At 66.9% G+C, this 18816-nt stretch carries 16 protein-coding genes; 6 read left to right on the forward strand and 10 right to left on the reverse strand.

Annotation, left to right across the window (positions count from 1 at the left end; genetic code table 11):
• Window positions 1-2: 2 nt before the first annotated feature.
• The 3 genes from DN388_RS08780 to DN388_RS08790 form a co-directional block, all read right to left on the reverse strand.
• The gene (locus DN388_RS08780) at window positions 3-1259 is read right to left on the reverse strand and encodes an OprD family porin (RefSeq protein WP_254998821.1); all 1257 of its coding nucleotides are present in this window, start codon (window positions 1257-1259) and stop codon (window positions 3-5) included.
• 172 nt (window positions 1260-1431) lie between these two features.
• Complete coding sequence (locus DN388_RS08785; RefSeq protein WP_058541244.1) at window positions 1432-1959, reverse strand: cytochrome b; 528 nt, start codon at window positions 1957-1959, stop codon at window positions 1432-1434.
• The gene (locus DN388_RS08790) at window positions 1956-2999 is read right to left on the reverse strand and encodes a catalase family peroxidase (protein ID WP_254998823.1); all 1044 of its coding nucleotides are present in this window, start codon (window positions 2997-2999) and stop codon (window positions 1956-1958) included. Before DN388_RS08790 ends, DN388_RS08785 begins: the two co-directional genes overlap by 4 nt.
• A 131-nt stretch (window positions 3000-3130) precedes the next feature.
• Here DN388_RS08790 and DN388_RS08795 point away from each other — a divergent pair, with 131 nt between their 5' ends.
• Window positions 3131-3640 carry a sigma-70 family RNA polymerase sigma factor gene (locus tag DN388_RS08795; protein WP_254998826.1) on the forward strand — a complete coding sequence of 170 codons (510 nt, stop codon included), beginning with the start codon at window positions 3131-3133 and terminating at the stop codon, window positions 3638-3640.
• A complete protein-coding gene (locus DN388_RS08800) occupies window positions 3637-4389 on the forward strand; it encodes an anti-sigma factor (RefSeq protein WP_254998828.1) in 753 nt (250 codons plus the stop codon). The genes DN388_RS08795 and DN388_RS08800 overlap by 4 nt, the downstream gene beginning before the upstream one ends.
• Here the strand turns inward: DN388_RS08800 and DN388_RS08805 are convergent.
• Window positions 4328-5266, reverse strand: coding sequence for a LysR substrate-binding domain-containing protein (locus DN388_RS08805; RefSeq protein ID WP_254998830.1), 939 nt, complete (start codon window positions 5264-5266; stop codon window positions 4328-4330). The genes DN388_RS08800 and DN388_RS08805 overlap by 62 nt on opposite strands.
• 113 nt (window positions 5267-5379) lie before the next feature.
• Between DN388_RS08805 and DN388_RS08810 the strand changes: the two genes are divergently transcribed.
• Entirely contained in the window at window positions 5380-6222 is an 843-nt protein-coding gene (locus DN388_RS08810) for an SDR family NAD(P)-dependent oxidoreductase (RefSeq protein ID WP_254998832.1), read from the forward strand.
• A 149-nt stretch (window positions 6223-6371) separates the two neighbouring features.
• Window positions 6372-7745, forward strand: a complete 1374-nt coding sequence (gene ppnN, locus DN388_RS08815) for a nucleotide 5'-monophosphate nucleosidase PpnN (RefSeq protein WP_043860910.1) — start codon at window positions 6372-6374, stop codon at window positions 7743-7745.
• Window positions 7746-7832: 87 nt separating this feature from the next.
• On the opposite strand, the gene DN388_RS08820 is transcribed toward ppnN, so the two are convergent.
• Complete coding sequence (locus DN388_RS08820; protein WP_043860909.1) at window positions 7833-8468, reverse strand: TetR/AcrR family transcriptional regulator; 636 nt, start codon at window positions 8466-8468, stop codon at window positions 7833-7835.
• Between the two features lie 5 nt (window positions 8469-8473).
• On the reverse strand, window positions 8474-10888 hold the full coding sequence (locus tag DN388_RS08830; protein WP_213605835.1) for a membrane-bound PQQ-dependent dehydrogenase, glucose/quinate/shikimate family: 2415 nt from the start codon (window positions 10886-10888) through the stop codon (window positions 8474-8476).
• Window positions 10889-11047: 159 nt separating this feature from the next.
• On the opposite strand from DN388_RS08830, the gene DN388_RS08835 reads away from it, so the two are divergent.
• Window positions 11048-11611, forward strand: coding sequence for a GNAT family N-acetyltransferase (locus DN388_RS08835; protein ID WP_116054847.1), 564 nt, complete (start codon window positions 11048-11050; stop codon window positions 11609-11611).
• Window positions 11612-11724: 113 nt separating this feature from the next.
• Here DN388_RS08835 and DN388_RS08840 read toward each other — a convergent pair whose 3' ends face one another.
• Entirely contained in the window at window positions 11725-13917 is a 2193-nt protein-coding gene (locus tag DN388_RS08840; RefSeq protein ID WP_116054834.1) for a TonB-dependent siderophore receptor, read from the reverse strand.
• Window positions 13918-14041: 124 nt separating this feature from the next.
• Window positions 14042-14980, reverse strand: a complete 939-nt coding sequence (locus DN388_RS08845) for a helix-turn-helix transcriptional regulator (RefSeq protein ID WP_213605833.1) — start codon at window positions 14978-14980, stop codon at window positions 14042-14044.
• 79 nt (window positions 14981-15059) lie between these two features.
• Here DN388_RS08845 and DN388_RS08850 point away from each other — a divergent pair, with 79 nt between their 5' ends.
• A complete protein-coding gene (locus tag DN388_RS08850) occupies window positions 15060-15521 on the forward strand; it encodes a GNAT family N-acetyltransferase (RefSeq protein WP_254998854.1) in 462 nt (153 codons plus the stop codon).
• Window positions 15522-15600: 79 nt separating this feature from the next.
• Here the strand turns inward: DN388_RS08850 and DN388_RS08855 are convergent, their stop codons facing one another.
• The gene (locus DN388_RS08855) at window positions 15601-18024 is read right to left on the reverse strand and encodes a TonB-dependent receptor (protein ID WP_104572637.1); all 2424 of its coding nucleotides are present in this window, start codon (window positions 18022-18024) and stop codon (window positions 15601-15603) included.
• A 108-nt stretch (window positions 18025-18132) separates the two neighbouring features.
• The coding region (locus DN388_RS08860) for a FecR family protein (RefSeq protein ID WP_254998857.1) at window positions 18133-18816 on the reverse strand (684 nt) is incomplete at its 5' end.

The following is an 18816-nucleotide window of genomic DNA, read 5'->3' on the forward strand; positions in this document are numbered from 1 at the left end:
GATTACCACAACGCCAGCGTATACCCCACGATCAAGCGGTTCTCGTCGATATCGCTGGTCAACCCGCCACTGGAACGGAACGTCGCATTGCGCAATCGCACGCTCACGTTCTTCAGCGGCCCGCTCTGCACCACATAGGCGATGTCGGTATCGCGCTCCCATTCCTTGCCGCCGCTCACCGTCGCGGTCTGGATATGGTTGCCATTCACATAGCGGGTCATGAAGCTCAGCCCCGGCAGCCCCAGCGCGGCGAAGTTGTAGTCGTAGCGCGCCTGCCACGCATCGGTTTCGGCCTTGGTGAACACATTCACCGTCACTAGGTTGACCGAGTACGGGTCCAGCCCCGGGTAGGCGAAGTCGCCGTCCCCCGAGAGGTTCTGGTAGCCCAGGCCGAATTTGTGCGCGCCCACGCCCAGGGTCAGCATGCCGTTGAAGAAGCGGTTGTCGATGCGCCCGCCGTCCACCCGCGCAGCGGAACGCAGGTTGGCGTTGCCTTGTTCGCGGGTGTCGAAGTAGCGCAGGTCGCTGCGCAGGCTCACGCCTTCGGCCAGCGACAGGTCATGCACCAGCCCGGCGTACTGCTGGCGGTAGAGGTCGTGCATCTGCGCGTAGTAGTAGCTCAGCGCCAGGTTGGGGCGCAGCGCGTAGGTGCCGCCTGCCAGGTCCAGGTGGCTGCTCTGGACACCGGCATAGCTCATCTGGTCGTTGCTCGAGGAGTCGCGCAGGTTCTGTTTTTCCAGGCGGCCCACGTTCAGGGTCAGGCCGTCGATGTCCTGCGAGGTCAGCAGGCTGCCGTTGTAGGTCGAGGGCAGCAGGCGCACGTCGTTGATCGAGGCAACCGGCAAGGTGGGCTGCAAGGTGCCGAGCTTGAGCACGCTCTTGCCCAGGCGCAGCTTGGCGGTCAGGCCCAGTTCGCTGTAGTCGTGCGCCGGCTCCTGGCTGGCGCCGAACGGCAGCAGGCCGGTGCCCCGGTGCGCCTTGCTGGAGTCGAGCTTCAGGCCCAGCTCGCCCAGCGCATCCAGGCCAACGCCCAGGGTGCCTTCGGTGTAACCCGATTCCATGCGCAGGATGAAGCCCTGGGCCCACTCCCGCGCCTGGCTCTGGGGCGCGGCGTGCTGGCGAAAGTCGCGGCTGAAATAGAAGTTGCGGGCCTCCAGGCTGGCCTTGCTGTCCTGGATGAAATCGGCCTGCACAAGCAACGGCGCAAGCGCGGCGCACAGGCCGGCGCTGGCCGTCAGGGGACGGCGGGAAAACGACATGCAATCTACCTTTTGTTGTTGTTCTGGCGGCAGCCGCTGCTGCGGTGCGGGCATATAATTAACATATTATCTTTTTGCCCCGAAAGCCTTTGCAGGCTTGTGAGCGAAAAAAGTTAACGTGTTAACGTTATGCCCGTTGCCAGGTAGGTTGCCTGTTGCTGCGCCGGCGCGCTCAGCGCCCCGGCCACATGCTGCGCAACACGCCATCGCGGCGGACAAAACCGTGCACCAGTGCGGCGGCGATATGCACCAGCACGGTGGCAAACAGCAGGTACGCCAGCCAGCCGTGCAGGGCGCGCAGCAGGGCGTACAGGCGCAGGTCGTGGGGCGCGATGGCCGGCAGTTGCCACGGCAGCGGGTAGCCACCGGCCGATTGCATGCCCCAGCCGATCAGCGGCATGCCCAGCATCAACCCGTACAGCAGCAGGTGCGAAGCCTTGGCGGCCCACTGCTGCAGGCGTGGCAGGTCGCTGGGCAGGGGCGGGGTGGCGTAGCGCAGGCGTGTGGCGATGCGCAGCACCACCAGCACCAGCAGGGCCAGGCCGATGGCCTTGTGCAGGCTGACCAGCCAGGGGTGGCGGGGCGAGAGGTCGGCGACCATGCTCACGCCGACAAACAGCATCGTCAGGATCAACACGGCCATCAGCCAGTGCAGCAGGCGCGCCAACGGGTGGAAGCGGGTGGACGGGTGCAGGTTCATGGGTGGGCCCCCAGGGCGGTTTCGCGGCTGCGCCGGTTGAAGGATTCGGCATAGGCGGCCGAGCGGGCGGCCAGGATCGGGTCGGCCGAGGCCTGGATGCCGTCGGGCAGTATCAGCGGGTCGAAGTTCAGGTCACGGCATTCGCCCTGCTCGGGCGCATCGACGTGATCGATCACCAGGGTGCCGGCATCGACCTGCTGGCGGGTGACGGGCCAGGGGCGCGCGGGGTCGTCCACCGGGTCGTCGGCGCCGGCCAGGGTCAGGCGCAGGGTCCAGCGCAGCGGGCCCTTGGCCAGGCGTTGCTGCAGGTCGTGCTGAAGGAAGTTCCTGTCGTCGACCTGGGCTGGCAACGGGGCGAAGTCGCTGTGCGGCTGCAGGCTCCAGCGCACGTACTGCACCTTGCCCGCCGCATCCACCAGGCGAAACGCGTTGATGCTGTTGAAGGCCGAGCTGGCAAAGCTGTCAGAAGGCTTGTAGTCCCTGGCCCACTGGCGGAAGGCGGCGCTTTCGGGATGCCTGGCGAAAAACGCCTGCAGGGCCGCCGGGTCCGGCTTGCCGGTGGCCGGGTCGGGCGTCGAGGCCAGCACCTGTTCGTAGAACCCTGCGGCATCGCTGACGGCCAGCACTGGCGGGGTGTTCATGCCGGTACGCCAGCGCTGACCGTCGTCGCTGCTGAACTGCAGCGCCAGGCTGCGGGTGGCGACACTGGCGTCGGCGCTGAACGGGTTGGCGCCGCCGATGGCGAAACGTCCGATCACCGGCACTCTGGATTGGCTGAACACCCGGGCCCGCGACCAACTGGCAGCCTGGCCGCTGCTGTCGAAATAGCCGCTCACGCACAGGCCCTTGGCGTGGTTCTTTCGATAGCCGGGGTAGTGCCCGGCCTGGGCCTCGAAGGTGTCGATGATACGTTGCGGGGTCAGGCGCTGCGGGCCGATCCAGCCGGCAGCGTAGGCAAAGCTTGCACCCAGGGCGGCGATACCCAGGCCGATGACGGCCAGGCGCAGGGTGTGGGCGCGACCGTTTAACGGAGTGCTCATGGCGGCGATCCGGTCAGTGAATGAGCCGGTACGACGCACCGCACCAGGTTTTATTCCACGCCGGCGGGAATAAATTTCGGCGGCGAGCGTCTGCCTCGTACACTGACTGCCAGCCGCCCAGAACCCCGACCATGAACGATCTTGATGACGACCAGTTGCGCGACATGCTCCAGCGCCTGCGCCGCTTTGCCTTGTGGCTGACCCGCGAGGCCAGCAGCGCCGACGACCTGGTGCAGGCCACGGTGGAGCGCGCCCTGAGCCGGCGCGGCCAGCAGCATGGCGATGACAGCCTGCGCGCCTGGCTGTTCGCGATCCTGTACCGGCTGTTCATCGACGCCAAGCGCCGCGAGCGCCGGCATGCCCGCTGGCTGGCGTGGTTCGGGCGCGACGAGGCGGTGGGCAGCAGCACCGAGGATATCGTGCTCGCCGAGTCGGGCCTGGCCGCATTCGCGCGCCTGCCCACCGAGCAACGGGCGCTGTTGCTGCTGGTGACTGTCGAGGGCCTGAGCTACAAGGAGGCCGCACAGGCCCTGGACGTGCCCATCGGCACGGTGATGTCGCGCCTGTCACGGGCGCGTGCGGCAATGCGAGAACTGGCCGAGGGCAATACGCCGCCCCCGGCATTGCGGAGGTTGAAATGAGCCGGCTGATCCCGTCCGAAGACGAGTTGCACGCCTATGTCGACGAACGCCTCGAGACGGCGCGCCGCCGCGAGGTGGAACTATACCTGGCAGCCCACCCCGAGCAGGCGGCGCGGGTCGAGGGCTGGCGCGCCGATGCACGCCTGCTGCGCACCGCCCTGGCCGGGCTGGCCGAGCAGCCCGCGAACCCGCGGCTCGACCCGGCAGCCGTGCGCCGCGCCGTGCGCCAGCGCCATCGCCGCCAATGGGCCAGCGCGGCGATGCTGCTGGTGGCACTGGGCATCGGTGGCCTGGGCGGCTGGCAGGCGCGCGAGTCGAGCCTGCAGGCGGGCCTCGCACCGATGGCCGATGCCGTGCAGGCGCACCGCCTGTTTGCCCAGTCGGGCACATTGGACCTGAACGTGCAGCGGCCGGGGCAATTGCAGGCCTGGCTGGGCGAGCACTTTGCCCAGGCAGGGCAGTTGCCGGACCTCTCGGCCTATGGCTTCACGCCGGTGGGCGCGCGGTTGCTCAGCAACGAGCAGGGGCCGGCGGCGCTGCTGCTGTTTCAGGATGCCAACGGCGAGCGGGTCAGCCTGTTCCTGCGCTCGCCCGGCGAGCACTATGCGCGCATGCCCAGTGGCGAGCGGGTGGACGGCGAGTTGCAGGCCCGCTACTGGTCGCAGGGCGCCTACAACTACGCGCTGGTCAGCCCGGCAGCAGAGCCGCGTGCCGCGCAGTTGCGCCAGGCACTGGGGATTGCCCTGTAGCCGGTGCGAACAGGTCCATGAAGTGGCGTGCCTGCGGGGTGCTCTGCTCCCCCGGGCACACCATGTACAGGCCCAGCGGCGGGGTGTCGTGCAGGGCACAGAAGTGCACGTCGTCCTGGCGGTTGGCCCGCGCCGCCGCCTGCGGCACCAGGGCCACGCCGAACCCGCAGCCCACCAGGCTGACCAGTGTCTGCATCTGCGCCGCCTGCTGGCTGATGCGCGGGGTGAAGCCGGCGCGTTCGCACAGGCTCAGCATCTGCTGGTGAAAGCCGCTGCCCAGGGCCGGCGGGGTGAACACGAAGTCTTCGTCTGCGGCCTCGCCCAGGTGCACCGGGCCACCGTGGGCCAGTCGGTGCCCGGCAGGCACCGCCAGCAGCAGCGGCTCGTCGAGGATCAGCCGGCTGTGCAGGCGCTCGCTCAGCCCCGGCAACTGGCGCATGAAGGCCACGTCCAGTTCACCACCCAGCACGCCCTCGGCCAGTTGCGCCGAGGGTTGCTGCTGCAGGCTCAGGCGCACCTTGGGCCACTGCGCGCGAAACCGGCGCAGGGCCTCGAGCAGGGGCGGGTAGCCGGCCAGTGCCAGGCTGCCGATGCGCAGGTGCCCGCTGACCCCGTCGGCCACCTCGCGGGCGTGTTCGGCGCCCTGGTCCAGCAGGCTCAGGGTGGCGCGCGCGGTCTCGACGAAGGCCTGGCCGGCGCCGGTCAGGCACACCCCGCGCGAGTGACGGACCAGCAGCGTGCAACCGAGCTTCTGTTCCAGCCGCGCAATCGCCTGGCTCAGCGGTGGCTGGGCCATGTGCAGGCGTTCGGCGGCGCGGTGGATGTGCAGTTCTTCGGCAACGACGATGAACTGGCGTAACAGGCGGGTCTCGATCATGGCGGCGTCCCTGGCGCGGTGCGATATCTGACGGGTATCGGAACCGGCCTTCGATAGTATTCAACTTTGCGCGGCGCGCTCGATAGGCTCGACGACTTTACAGGAGAGCGCCCATGAACTTCACCCATCGCACCTTTCTCGTCACCGGCGCCGCCCGCGGCCTGGGGCTTGCCTACGCCAGGGCCCTGGCCGAACGCGGCGCGCGGGTGGTCATTACCGACCGCGGCGCCGACCGCGCCGGCTGCGGCACCGACCCCAGCCCGGTCGAACGGGCGGCCCAGGCCCTGCAGGCGGCGGGGCACCAGGTACTCGGGCACTGCGCCGAGCTGGCCGATGAAGCGGCCTGTGAGGCGCTGGTGGCACGCACTGTGGAGCAGTTCGGCGGCCTCGACGGGGTGATCCACAACGCCGGCTGGGTGGGGTACCAGCCGATCGAGCAGGTGGATGCAGGCTTTGTCGAGCGCGCCCTGGCGATCAACGTGCAGGCGCCCTTGTGGCTGTGCAAGCACGCCTGGCCGCACCTGAAGGCCAGCGCCGCGCCGCGTGTGGTACTGACGACCTCCGACCGGGCGATGTATGCGTGCTACGCGCAAACCGGGCTGGCGGCCTATGCCGCCGGCAAGATGGCGCAGCTGGGCATCATGAATGCCTTGAGCGAAGAGGGCGCCGCACACGGCATTCTGGTCAACGCGGTTTCGCCGGTGGCGCGCACGCGCATGTGGGGCGAGGAGGGCGAGCCGGATGACCTCAAGCCCGAGTGGGTGGTGCCGGGGGTGGTGTACCTGGTGTCGGACGCATGCCAGGTGACGGGGCAGGTGCTGCGCGCCAGCAACGGGCAGTTCGTGGCCACGCGCTTCGAGGAGCAGGCGGGGGTCACCTACCCGAGGGATCTGCGCGGGGTCGAGGCGCAGCAGCCCGAGCAGGTGGCGCAGTGCTGGGCGGCGCACGGAATCTGAGGCATCGCCGGGGGATCGCGCCTACTCTTTCAGGCAGACCGTTTGCCATTGCGACCGGCCACCTGATAAAACCTGTATGCAGCATTGCGTCAGGCGTTAATACCCCGATGCCACAGCCGTTCGCTGGCGTCGTACATATGGAATCCAGAATGACCCCAAGACACGTAATCAACGCATCTGTCAGCCCCAAAGGCAGCCTGGAGACACTCTCCCAACGTGAAGTGCAGCAACTGAGCGAAGCCGGTTCCGGCAGCATCTACACCCTGTTCCGCCAGTGCGCCCTGGCCATCCTCAATACCGGCGCCCACGTCGACAACGCCAAGACCATTCTCGACGCCTACAAGGACTTCGAAGTCCGTATCCACCAGCAGGACCGCGGCGTGCGCCTTGAGCTGCTGAACGCGCCGGCCGACGCCTTCGTCGATGGCGAAATGATCGCCAGCACCCGCGAAATGCTGTTCAGCGCCCTGCGCGACATCGTCTACACCGAAAGCGAACTGGACCGCATGGGCATCGACCTGGAAAGCTCCCAGGGCATCACCGACTACGTCTTCCAGCTGCTGCGCAACGCGCGCACCCTGCGCCCGGGCGTGGAGCCGAAGATGGTGGTGTGCTGGGGCGGCCACTCGATCAGCACCGAGGAATACCAGTACACCAAGAAGGTCGGCCACGAGCTGGGCCTGCGCAAGCTGGACATCTGCACCGGCTGCGGGCCGGGCGTGATGAAGGGGCCGATGAAGGGCGCCACCATCGCCCACGCCAAGCAGCGCATGAGCATCGGTCGCTACCTGGGCCTGACCGAGCCGGGCATCATCGCCGCCGAGGCGCCGAACCCGATCGTCAACGAGCTGGTGATTCTGCCGGACATCGAAAAGCGCCTGGAAGCCTTCGTGCGCGTGGGCCACGGCATCATCATCTTCCCTGGTGGCGCGGGCACGGCCGAGGAGTTCCTGTACCTGCTGGGCATCCTGATGCACCCGGAAAACCGCGACCTGCCGTTCCCGGTGATCCTCACCGGCCCGCGCAGCGCCGAGGCGTACCTGCAGCAGCTGCATGATTTTGTCGGCGCCACCCTGGGCGAGGCGGCCCATGCGCTGTACGAGATCATCATCGACGACCCGGCCCAGGTGGCGCGGCAGATGACCGAGGGGCTCAGGCAGGTCAAGCAGTTCCGCCGCGAGCGCAACGATGCGTTCCACTTCAACTGGATGCTGAAGATCGAAGAGGGCTTCCAGCGCCCGTTCGACCCGACCCACGCCAACATGGCCAGCCTGCAGCTGAGCCGCGACTTGCCGGCACACGAGCTGGCGGCGAACCTGCGCCGGGCGTTCTCCGGGATCGTGGCGGGCAACGTGAAGGACAAGGGCATTCGCCTGATCGAGGAGCATGGGCCATACGAGATCCATGGCGATACCGCGATCATGCAGCCACTGGACAAGCTGTTGCAGGCGTTCGTGGAGCAGCATCGGATGAAGCTGCCGGGTGGGGCGGCGTATGAGCCGTGCTACCGCGTGGTGAGTTAAGGCCTATCGCGGGTCAAGCCCGCTCCCACAGGTGGCAGATGATCCTGTGGGAGCGGGCTTGACCCGCGATCGCCGGCGACGCGGTGTTCAATTCTGCTGCAAACGCCTGAGCACCAACCCGGTCAGCTCATCGATCATCGGCCGGAACGCTTCGGCCGTGCAGTGCTGCCCGAGCATCACGGTGCGTGTGGTGAGGTGCGAGAACAGCGCATCGAACAGCACGTGCGGCAGTTCCGACAGCGATGCATCCGCGGCCACTGCCCCTTGCCCGCGCTGGCCCTCGAGCAAGCGCAGAATCAGCGAATGCCATACCTGCGGGCCATGCTCGTACCAGGTCTGGCCCACTTCGGGCACATGCGCCGTGCCATTGACCACCAGGCGGTAGAACGCCACGTGCCGCGGGCTGGTGACCACCGCCACCAACTGGTCGAGGATCAGCCGCAGCCCCTCGGCCAGCCCCACGGTGCTGGTGTCCAGCTGGCGCAGGTCGATGATGAAGTCGTCGCACAGGTACTCCACCACCGCCACCAACAGCTCGTTCTTGCTGCCGAAGTAGCGGTAGATGGTGGCCTTGGAACCGCCTGCCGCGGCGACGATGGCGTCCATGCTGACGCCATCGTAACCGTGCTCCAGAAACAGCTCGCTGGCGGTCACCAGCAGGTTGCGCCTGCGCTCCACACTTCGGCTCGTAGGGGAAGTCGGGGCACGGTGCAACGGGGTCATGGGCGCTACTCTTTGTCAGGGAGCGCGTACGCTATCACGTAATCCCCGCGATCTGGAGACTGGCGCGCACCGCCGGCCACCACCACCACGTACTGACGGCCCGAGCGCGGCGACACGTAGCTCATCGGTGTGGCCTGGCCGCCGACCGGCAGGCGACCCTTCCACACTTCCTCGCCCGTGGCGATGTCCAGTGCCCGCAGGTAGTAGTCCTGGGTACCGGCATAGAACACCAGCCCGGCACCGGTGCTCACGCCGCCGCCCAGGGTGGGCATGCCCAGCGGGATCGGCAGGTTGGCACGCACGCCATTGATCACCGCGTCCTGCACCGTACCGGCCGGACGTTCCCAGACCTGCTTGCGGGTTTTCAGGTCGATGGCGGCGAACACGCCCCATGGCGGGCTCTGGCAGGGGATGCCCAGTGGCGAGTTGAAGGCCTTGTGGTCGATCACGAACGGCGTGCCGTCCATCGGGTAGGTACTGCCCACGCCGTGCCCGGACTTGAGGTGCGACAGGTCGACGTTTTCACGCTTGACCAGCTTGACCACCTGCGGGATGCGGATGTCGTTGAGGAACAGGTAGCCGTTGCGCTCGTCGATGGCCGCGCCGCCCCAGTTGAAGCCACCGTAGTAGCCCGGGTAGATCAGGGTGTCGCGGGTGCTCGGTGCGGTGAATTCACCCTCGTAGTTGAGTTCGCGGAAGTTGATGCGGCACATCAGCTGGTCGAAGAAGGTCGCGCCCCACATGTCCTGTTCGGTCAGCGGTTCGGCGCCCAGCGCCGGCATGCCTACCGAGTAGGGTTGGGTCTTGGCTACCCAGTCGCCTTCGGCATGGGCCTGGGGCACGGGTTTTTCGACCACGTCGGCAATCGGCTTGCCGGTGCGACGGTCGAGCAGGAAGATCTGCCCGCGCTTGGTCAGCTGGATCAGCGCGGGGATCTTGCCGCCCTTGCCGTCCGGCACGTCGTACAGCGCCGGCTGGGCAGCCACGTCGTAGTCCCAGATGTCGTGGTGCACGGTCTGGAAGGTCCAGCGCTCGCGGCCGGTGGCCATGTCCAGGGCAACCACGGCAGACGAGTATTTCTCGGTCAGCGCCGGGCGATCGCCACCCCAGAAATCGGGCTGCTGGTTGCCGGTAGGCAGGTAGACCAGGCCCAGTTCGTCATCGAACGCCGGGGTAGACCACATGTTCGGCGTGCTGCGGGTATAGGTTTCGCCCTCCGGTGGCAGCTTGGTGATGGCCGGGTTGCCCAGGTCCCACGCCCACACCAGTTCGCCGGTGTCGGCGCTGAAGGCACGCACCACGCCTGACGGTTCGTCGGTGGAGCGGCCATCGAAGACCCAGCCGCCGAGGATGATCAGGTTGCGTGCCACGGTGGGCGCGGAGGTGTAGGCGTAGTACGGCACGCCTTCATCCACCAGGCCCAGGCCCTGGGTCAGGTCGACCGAGCCCTTGTCGCCGAAGTCTTCGCACGGCTTGCCGGTGTCGGCGTCGATCTCGATCAGCCGTGCATCCATGGTGACCTGCACGATGCGCTTGGCGCACACACCACCCGTGGCGCGTGGGGCGGGTGCCAGGTCAGCGAACTGGAACGGCTTCTGGACCTTGGCCGGCTCGTAGTAGCCAAGGCCGCGGCAGCGGTTCCAGGTCTTGTCGTTGGCGGGCTTGGAGTCGAAGGTCCAGCGCTCCTTGCCGGTGTCGGCATCCAGCGCGATGACCTTGCTCAACGGGGTGCAGGTGTACACCGTTTCGGCGATCTGGATCGGCGTGTTCTGCGACTCGGAGGCGCCTTCGGCGATCTCGCCGGTGCGGTAGGTCCAGGCCACCTGGAGCTTGTCGATGTTGCCCTTGTTGATCTGGTCCAGCGGCGTGAAGCGCGTGCCCTGCGGGCCGTTGCTGTAGTGCTGCCAGTCCTGGGGGGCGCCGGCCGTGGTGGCCGGGGTGTCGAGCACCGGTTCGGTGGTGGCGTGCATGACCCCGTGCGGCACGAAGGTCGAGGCGCCGCCGGCCACCAGGGCCAGCCCGAACAGGGCGGCGCAGGCATGGCTGAGGCCACGCTGACGGCCGCCGGCCAGGTACGGATGCAACACCGCCGCCACCAGGCCGATCACCAGGAACGGCGCCAGGCGCGGCACCAGTGGCCAGAAGCGCAGGCCGACTTCCCACAGCGACCAGATGACGGTGGCGCCGAACACCAGCGCCATCAGGCCGGCGCCCAGCGGCTTGCGCCGGGCATAGAGCACACCGGCCAGCAGCATGCCCAGGCCGGCCAGCAGGTAGTACCACGAGCCGCCGAGGGTGGCCAGGCGCACACCGCCGACCGCCAGGGCCAGGCCACTGAGGCCGAGCAGGGTACCGAAGATGTAAAAGGCAAGGCGAGTTGAAGCAGGGGCAGGGGCCCCCGGGTTATCTGTGTTTTTCATTCCTGTTTGTCCATGACACGACCCCAGCTGCGCGGGCATGGGGGCGTGGATTCATGTTTAGTACTGTACGGTACAGTTTTATTTTGAACCTGTTCAGGCGGCAATGAAAGACAAAATGTCGCACCGGTGAAATTTTTTGTGACAATCATCGGGATCAGGATGAACAGCAAGGGGAGTGCAGGCATGGTGTTGCAGGTGGTGGCGAGTACGCCCAGGACGGTGGTGGTGATGCCGGATGCGGTGTTGGCGCCGTGGGTGAACCAGGCGTTGATCGACAGCTTTGTGCTGCACCAGCCGTTTTTGCCGTGGGCCAAGGCCGCACCGGCGTTGCAGGACACGCGCAACAACCTGCGCCAGGCGTTGCTGGACCACGCGCGGGTGGCGGCCGAGAAACGTTACTTCATTCTCACGGCCGATCAGACCGCGGTGATTGGCTGTGCGGGACTGCACCCGGACCCTGCGGGCGAGCATGCGCATGTGCTGGGGTACTGGGCCAACGTCGGGTACAGCGGGCAGGGGTTGATGAGCGAAGGCATCGGCGCGCTGCTGGCGGCGCAGGATTTCGGCACCCTGCGCCTGACCGCGGCGTCGGTGAACGGCGCCAGCCATGGGCTGGCCAGGGCGCTGGGGTTCGAGGTGGTGCGGGTGGTGGAGGGTGTGCGCGATACACCGTGGCATGGGGTGCATGACACCTGGATATTCGAGCGCAGGGTTGAGGGATGATTGAGGCGGGGCTGCCTTGCAGCCCATCGCGGGTCAAGCCCGCTCCCACAGGTATTGCGATGTTCCTGGGGCCGGCGCAGTACTTGTGGGAGCGGGCTTGACCCGCGATGCGGTCAGAAGGTGGCGCGCACGCTCAGGCGCAGGTTGCGCGGCTCGCCGTACCAGCCCTGGCTGTAGAAGCCGATCTGCTCGTAGTAACGCTTGTCGAACAGGTTGTCGACATGCGCACTGACACTCAGGTGGTCGTTGAGGGCGTAACGGCTCATCAGGCTGACCAGCGTGTAGCCGCCTTGCTCCAGGTCGGTGAAACCGCCCGGCATCGCCACGTCGCTGCGTGACACGCCACTGCGCCACGTTGCGCCTCCGCCCACGGTCAGTTTGTCCAGCACACCGCCCAGGCGGTAGGTGGTGAACAGCTTGGCCTGGGTGCGCGGGTGGTTGGTGTTGATCGCCTTGTCGTCAGCATTGCGGGCAATGAAGTGGGTGTAGCTGGCCGACAGGTTCCACTGCTCGGTGAGCTGTCCGGCCAGCTCCAGGTCGAAGCCGTCGACCCGCGCCCCGGTGCCGGCCTTGTACGCCTGCTCATTGGGGCGCCCCTCCACGTTCACCCCCGGGATCGCTTCGGCCAGGCCCTCCTGCTGGGTGCGGTACACCGCCAGCGCTGCGTTCAGGCGACCGTCCAGGTAGCCGGCCTTGATGCCGGCCTCGTAGCTGTCACCGGTCACCGGGTCGAGGATGCTGCCGTCCGGCCCGCGCGCGTTCTGCTGGTTGAAGATGCTGGTGTAGCTGGTGTACAGGCTGTAGGTCGAGTTCAGGTCATACACCAGCCCCGCGTAGGGCGTCACTTCGTTGCGGTAGCGGTACTGGCGCAGGCTGCCGTAGTAGTCCTGGTCGATTTCCCAGTTGCTGACCCGTGCGCCGAGTATCAGGTGCAGCGGGTCGGCCAGCGACAGGCGCGTTACCGCGTAGCCGCCGTTCTGCCGGGTGTGGGTGGCATCGCCCGAGGCACGCACGTTGGACCAGGCGGGCTCGGCAATGTGGTTGCTGTTCCAGTCCATGAAGTTGCCGGTATCCGGCACCGTGCCCAGCGGCCTGAACTGGTCGATGGTCAGGTCGTCGTCGATGCTCATCGCACCGAACGCCAGTTCGTGGCTGCGGCCCAGCAGCTGGAACGGCCCGCTGGCGGTCAGGTGCCAGTCGTCACGGGTGCGTTCGCCCTCGTACTTGAGGAAGCTGGCCGACATGCCGCGCCCGGTTTCGCGGTCCGGGTAGCCGCCGCGGTACAGGTAGCGCATGCGGTAGTTGCCTTCGAAGCGGCTGTAGGCGGCGCGCAGCTTCCAGTCGTTTTCCAGCTGGTGCTCGAGGTCGACGAAGGCGGTGGTGGACTCGGTGCCGAAGTAGCCCCACTTGGTGTTGTTGGCCGCCGATCGGCCGAAATCGGTACGCCCGCCGTCCTTGTAGAACAGCGGAAAGCCGCTGCCCATGCCGTCGGTTTCGTTCTTCTGGTACTCCAGGCTGGTGGTCAGCCGGGTGCGCGGGCCCAGTTCGCTGCTGACCACGCCGTACAAGGTGCGCGAGCCGTAGTCCAGGTAGCTGACGTGGCTGTCCTTCTGCGAATAGGCGGCCACCACCCGCGCGGCGATGCGCCCGTCCTCGGTCAGCGGGGCCGACACGTCCACATCACCCCGTCGCTCGTCCCAGCGCCCGATGCCCGCCGAGCCGCTGGCGGCGAACTCGGGCAGCGGGCGCTTGCGCACGAAGTTGACCGCCGCCGACGGGCTGCCGGCGCCGGTCAGCAGGCCGGTGGAGCCGCGCACGATCTCGACGCGATCATAGATGGCCGAGTCCATCTCGGTGGCGCCGAAGTTCCAGAAGCCGTTGATCGGCGAGGCCAGGCCGTCGAACTGGAAGTTGTCGATGGTGAAACCACGCGCCGAGAACGACAGGCGATTGCTGTCGTTGCGCACATGGGAAATGCCCGGCGCGCTGTCGAGAATCTGCGCGGTGTTGCTCAGGCCCTCGTCCTCGATCTGCTGGCGGGTCACCACGCTGACCGACTGCGGGGTTTCGCGGATCGACATCGGCAAGCCGATGGCGGTGGACATCGCGCCGGTGGTGTAGCTGGCGCTGCCTTCGGTGGTCTGCGGCCGGTACGCCTCGCCCTGTACGTCGGTGGCCTGCAGTGTCAGCACCGGCTTTTCGGCGGACTCCTCGGCACTGGCCATCAGGGAGACAAAGGCCCCGCCCAGCAGGGCGATACGCACGCTGCTGATCGGTCGGGTAGAGGGGGCAAGGCGGCGCTGCATGGGAATCGTTCTCCGCAGAGTATCGTTATCGTCTGCGTATTATTCACAGTTGCTTGCGGGGCCACGTTTGGCAGATGCCAGACTGCTTATGGGCGCTGCCAAAGCGTGCGTCGGGAGGGGAACTTCAGGCGGTCTCGCGGGGGGCGTGGCCAAAGCGCTGGCGAAACGCGGTGGCGAAATTGCTGGCGTGGCGGTAGCCGACATGGTGGGCGGCCTGCTGGATCTGCCAGCCCTGTTCGAGCAACTGGCGGGCCTGGTCGAGGCGCCGGTTGCGCAGGTAGCCGAACACCGTTTCGCCGTACAGCGCGCGGAACTTGCTGCGTAGCGAGCTGCTGCTCATGCAGGCCAGGCGCGCCAGTTCGGTGAGGTCGTGCTCGTCGCCGGGCTGTTGGTGCAGGTGCTCGCGCACCCGTTCGAGCATCAGCCGGTCGCGTGGGCACAGGCCCGGCGAAGGGCCCGGCAGGCTGTCGAAACTGGCCAGGCCGTGGCTGAGCAGTTGCAGGCTCAGGCCCTGGCACAACAGGTGCTGCAGGGTGCCTTGCCAGCGACCGGACAACATGTCTTCGATGCCCGCCAGCAAGTGCGCGGGCAGGGTCCAGCAACTCAGGGCCGAGCCGTGGCCGCGCAGGCGAGCCTCGATCAGCTCGGCCAAGGCCTCTTCGCCCACATCCTGCGGGCGGCGCAGCGACAGGTTGAGCCCGCGCAGGTGCGCGCCACCGCGGTGCAGTGCCGACATCGGCCGGCCATCGCCGCACAGCGCGGTGATGCAGGCGCCTGGTTGCAGGGGCTGGGTGCGGGTGTAGGTGATCGAGGCCTGACCCTGAAGTACCAGCGCGAGGGTCAGGTCGGGCATGTCCAGCGAATCGGCGCGGTAGGTGTGGAAGGCCTGCACGTCGGAGTTCACCAGGCTGAAGCCGGGAGCCAGGCGATGTTCGCTGATATGGCCCTGCATCAGGCACGGATCGTCCTCGCCGCCGTCGCCTTCGGGCAGGCTATAGTGCACGTCGTAGCGCTGGCCCAGGGCATGGAAGTCGCTCAGCAGGTAGCGGGTGGGCGCGGACAAGACAGGGCTCGGGTGTCGAAAAAAGTAAGGCGATAATAGCATTCATTCTCAAATGCAGGGTGGCTGGAGTGGGGCGGTGATGAGCGAAACATGTCAGGTGCGCCAAGCACTGGAAACGGATGCGCCGGCGATCAGCCGGGTGATTGTCGAGGCCTTGCGCACGAGCAACAGCCAGGATTATTCGCCGGCGGTGATTGCGCGGGTGGAGCAGAGTTTTTCCCCCGAGGCGCTGCTGGGGTTGATGGCGCGCCGGCAGGTGGTGGTGGCGCAGTTGGGCGGGCAGGTGGTGGGTACCGCGAGCCTGGAGGGGGACGTGGTGCGCACGGTGTTCGTGGCGCCGGACCGGCAGGGGCTGGGCATCGGTCGGGCCTTGATGCTGCATGTTGAAGAGCTGGCCGGTGCGTCGGGGGTGCAGGCGCTGCGGGTACCGTCCTCGCTGACGGCGCAGGCGTTCTATGCGCGGTTGGGTTATGCGGTGGTACGCGAGGTGGTGGAGGGGGAAGAGCGCACCATCGTGATGGCCAGGGCGCTGGGCAGGTGACACCGCGTCGGGGCATTCGCCGGCAAGGCCGGCTCCTACAGGCTGTGCAGGAGCCGGCCTTGCCGGCGAAGCAGGCGCGTCAGAACTGCGGCGTGTACTTGACGCTGAACATCATGTTGCGCGGCTCGCCGTAGTTGTTGTTGCCGCCGAGCTGGTTGTAGCCCGAGGCAATGTAGTGTTTGTCGAACAGGTTGTTGGCGTTGACTGCCACACTCACCTCAGGCGTCAGCTGATAGGCCAGGCGTGCATTCCACACCGTGTAACCGGGCACATCAAACGTACTCTCGTAACCCAGTGTGTGGCTCTGGCTGCTGAAGCCCAGGCCCGCGCTTACGCGGCTCCAGTCGCCCGGCAAACGGTAGTCGCTCCATACCCGCAGCATGTGCTTGGGGGTCCACTGGTTGAAGACCTTGCCTTCGTTCTCCGGGTCTTTGATGTACGTGGTGGTGGTGTAGGTGTACCCGGCGAACAGCTGCAGGTCGGGCATCACTTCGCCACTGATTTCGGCTTCGAAACCCTGGCTGCGCACCTTGCCGGACGCTTTCGAGCAATCGCCGGAGCCACATTGCGCAGAAGCGTCGGTGATCGCTCGGTTGTTCTGGTCGTAGCGGAACACGGCGAACGAGGTGTTGACCCGGCCATCCATCAGTTCGCCCTTGAGGCCCACTTCGTAGTTGCTGCCGACAATCGGCTTCAGCACCGATTGTGCGGCATCGAGTTCGCTCTGCGGCTGGAACACGTCGGTGTAGCTGGCGTAGGCCGCCCATTCCTGGGTCAGGTCATAGATGATGCCGGCATAGGGGGTAACCACACCGGTTTCGGTCATGACGCTTGGGTCAGCGACCGTCACCGTGTTGCCCTGTGTGATGACTGAGGAGTAGCGGAAGTCGTACCAGCTCACGCGCGAGCCAAGCACTACGGTCAACGGCTCGGCCAGCTTGACCCGCCAACTGCCGTACAGGCCTTTCTGGCGCACGTCATATTCGCTTGCGGTGGCTCGGCCGCCGTCACGCATCAGGCTGTCGTAGCTGGGTTTGGGGCGGTCGTGGTCGATATCGAAGATATTGCCGCCGTTGATGAAGGTGCGCGCGAACACATCGTCGGTCTTGAGCTGGGAATAGTTGCCACCCAGGATGAGTTCCTGTTGCAGCCCCAGCGTCTCGAAATGGCCGTTGACGTAGGCGTCCAGACCCACCTTGGTCGAGTCGAAGTCTGTGTACCAGTTGGCATACTGGACACCGCTGCCGTCAGGATTCAGCCCTTGGCCGGTGGTTTGCACCCGCTGGTGCAGCGAGTCGTTGCTCTCGCTCATGTACACGGCGGCGGCATGCACCTTCCAGTCGTCGTTGAAGCGGTGGTCGAGGTCGGCAAACACCGTGGTCACGTCGATTTCCGAGTGGTTCCAGCGCGCGCCGGTATAGGTCGAGCGCGGCACGTCCACAGGGCGTCCGTCGGCATAGCGCGGCAGGCCACGCAGCATGGGCCGTGAGGTGTTGTCCGAGTAGCTCACGCCCACACCCACGGTGGTGTCCGGGCTCAGGTCGAAATCCAGCGCGCCGTACAGCGAGTGGGTCTTGCTCCACTCGTAGTCGATGAACGACTGGCTCTGGTCTTCGTCGGCGACGAAGCGCCCGCGGATCGTGCCCTGCGGGTTCAGCGGGCCGCCAGCGTCCAGTTGCAGGCCGTAGTGGTCCCAGGAGCCGGCCTTGCCGGTGACGGTCACGGTGGGTTTGTCCTGCCCGCGCTTGCGCACCAGATTGATCGCGCCGCCCGGGCTGCCGGTGCCCTGCAGCAGGCCCGAGGCGCCGCGCAGGAACTCGATGCGGTCGAAGAAGATCAGGTCCTGGGTCGCCCAGTTGCCCAGCGAGTAGGTGTTGCGCGGAATCGGCACGCCGTCGTACTGCCAGTCGTCGATCTGAAAACCGCGCGACATCAGGATCATGCCCTTGCCCACGCCTTGCTGGCCGACCAGGCCGGTGGTCTGGTTGGCGGCGTCCTTGAGGTTGGTCAGGCCCTGGTCGTCCATCTGCTTGCGGGTCATGACGCTGACCGACTGGGGGATTTCCTTGAGCGTGTGTTCGCCCTTGCCGATGGTGGTGACCCGCGCTGCGTAGGAGTTCGAGCCTTCGGTGGTGGCCAGGTTGCGCACCTCGGTGATGCTGGTGGCGCCCAGCTCCAGTGCGCCTGCGGTGTCTACCCCCGGCACCACGCTGAAGTGGCCGCTGCCGGTCACCAGCAGTTGCAGCCCGCTGCCGGCCAGTGCGGCCTGCAGGGCCTGCTCGGCGCTCATCTGCCCACGGACGGCCGGGGCCTGTTTGCCCTGCACCAGGGCCGGGTCGAGGGAGATGATCTGGCCGCTCTGGCTGGCGATGGCATTGAGCGTGGCGGCGAGCGGGCCGGCCGGCAGGTTGAACGCAAGTGCCTGCTGCTGGGCAGACACGGCGCAGCTCAGGGTGGCCAGGGCAACGGCGACGGGGAGGGCGCGGGACCAAGGGTTGAGCACGGAATTCTCCTGATTGTGTGTGCAGTCAGGAGATAGGTGGGATGAGAAATGAAAACCGGACACAAATGCGATTGTTTTTCATAAAAACTTTTCAGAGGGTTCTCGGGCTCAGCTTTTCGGGCCGATCAGGGTCAACCACGGGCCGTAGTGTCGCACCTCGATCGGCAGTGTTTCGGCCAGCGCACCGAAGCTGCGCTGCGGATCGTTGAGCGGGAACACCCCTTGCACGCGCAGGTTGCGCACCTGCGGCGCGACACGCACGAAGCCGCGGGTGTAGGGGCGCAGCGCGTCGACCACTGCATCCAGCGGGTCATCCAGTACATTCAGGTGCCCGTTCAGCCAGTCGGCGCGGTGACGCTCGTCACGGCCCAGACGCTCGATGCGCTGGGCGTGCAGCAGGGCGGCCTGGCCTTCCTGCAGGTCCAGTTCGCTGCCATCGTGCAGGCGTGCGCGCACCGCATGCTGCAGCACCACCACGCGGGTGGCGTCGGGCTGCTGGCTGACCAGAAAGCGCGTGCCCAGCGCGCGGATTTCGCCCTGGGCGGTGCGCACGCGCAGGGGGCGCTGCGGGTCGGGTGCCACTTCGATCACCAGTTCGCCCTGGCGCAGCAGCACCAGGCGCTGGTGAGCATCGAATTGAAGGTCGACGGCAGTGCTAGCGTTCAGGCTCAGCTGGCTGCCGTCTTCCAGTTCCAGGGTGCGCCGCTCGCCGGTACCGGTGTGCAGGTCGGCCATCAGCGTGGTGCCGACCTCGCTGCGCGCCGCCAGCCACAACCCGCCGCCCAGCAGGCC

This window comes from Pseudomonas sp. S12(2018), assembly GCF_024355235.1.
GTDB lineage: Bacteria > Pseudomonadota > Gammaproteobacteria > Pseudomonadales > Pseudomonadaceae > Aquipseudomonas > Aquipseudomonas palmensis.

Excerpts from the sequence above, each read along its gene's own strand:
- DN388_RS08800 (WP_254998828.1), top strand. The coding sequence starts at position 3,637 with ATGAGCCGGCTGATCCCGTCCGAAGACGAGTTGCACGCCTATGTCGAC.
- DN388_RS08780 (WP_254998821.1), bottom strand. The coding sequence starts at position 1,259 with ATGTCGTTTTCCCGCCGTCCCCTGACGGCCAGCGCCGGCCTGTGCGCC.
- DN388_RS08785 (WP_058541244.1), bottom strand. The coding sequence starts at position 1,959 with ATGAACCTGCACCCGTCCACCCGCTTCCACCCGTTGGCGCGCCTGCTG.
- DN388_RS08795 (WP_254998826.1), top strand. The coding sequence starts at position 3,131 with ATGAACGATCTTGATGACGACCAGTTGCGCGACATGCTCCAGCGCCTG.
- DN388_RS08820 (WP_043860909.1), bottom strand. The coding sequence starts at position 8,468 with ATGACCCCGTTGCACCGTGCCCCGACTTCCCCTACGAGCCGAAGTGTG.
- DN388_RS08830 (WP_213605835.1), bottom strand. The coding sequence starts at position 10,888 with ATGAAAAACACAGATAACCCGGGGGCCCCTGCCCCTGCTTCAACTCGC.
- DN388_RS08805 (WP_254998830.1), bottom strand. The coding sequence starts at position 5,266 with ATGATCGAGACCCGCCTGTTACGCCAGTTCATCGTCGTTGCCGAAGAA.
- DN388_RS08840 (WP_116054834.1), bottom strand. The coding sequence starts at position 13,917 with ATGCAGCGCCGCCTTGCCCCCTCTACCCGACCGATCAGCAGCGTGCGT.
- DN388_RS08850 (WP_254998854.1), top strand. The coding sequence starts at position 15,060 with ATGAGCGAAACATGTCAGGTGCGCCAAGCACTGGAAACGGATGCGCCG.
- DN388_RS08790 (WP_254998823.1), bottom strand. The coding sequence starts at position 2,999 with ATGAGCACTCCGTTAAACGGTCGCGCCCACACCCTGCGCCTGGCCGTC.
- ppnN (WP_043860910.1), top strand. The coding sequence starts at position 6,372 with ATGACCCCAAGACACGTAATCAACGCATCTGTCAGCCCCAAAGGCAGC.
- DN388_RS08835 (WP_116054847.1), top strand. The coding sequence starts at position 11,048 with ATGAACAGCAAGGGGAGTGCAGGCATGGTGTTGCAGGTGGTGGCGAGT.
- DN388_RS08810 (WP_254998832.1), top strand. The coding sequence starts at position 5,380 with ATGAACTTCACCCATCGCACCTTTCTCGTCACCGGCGCCGCCCGCGGC.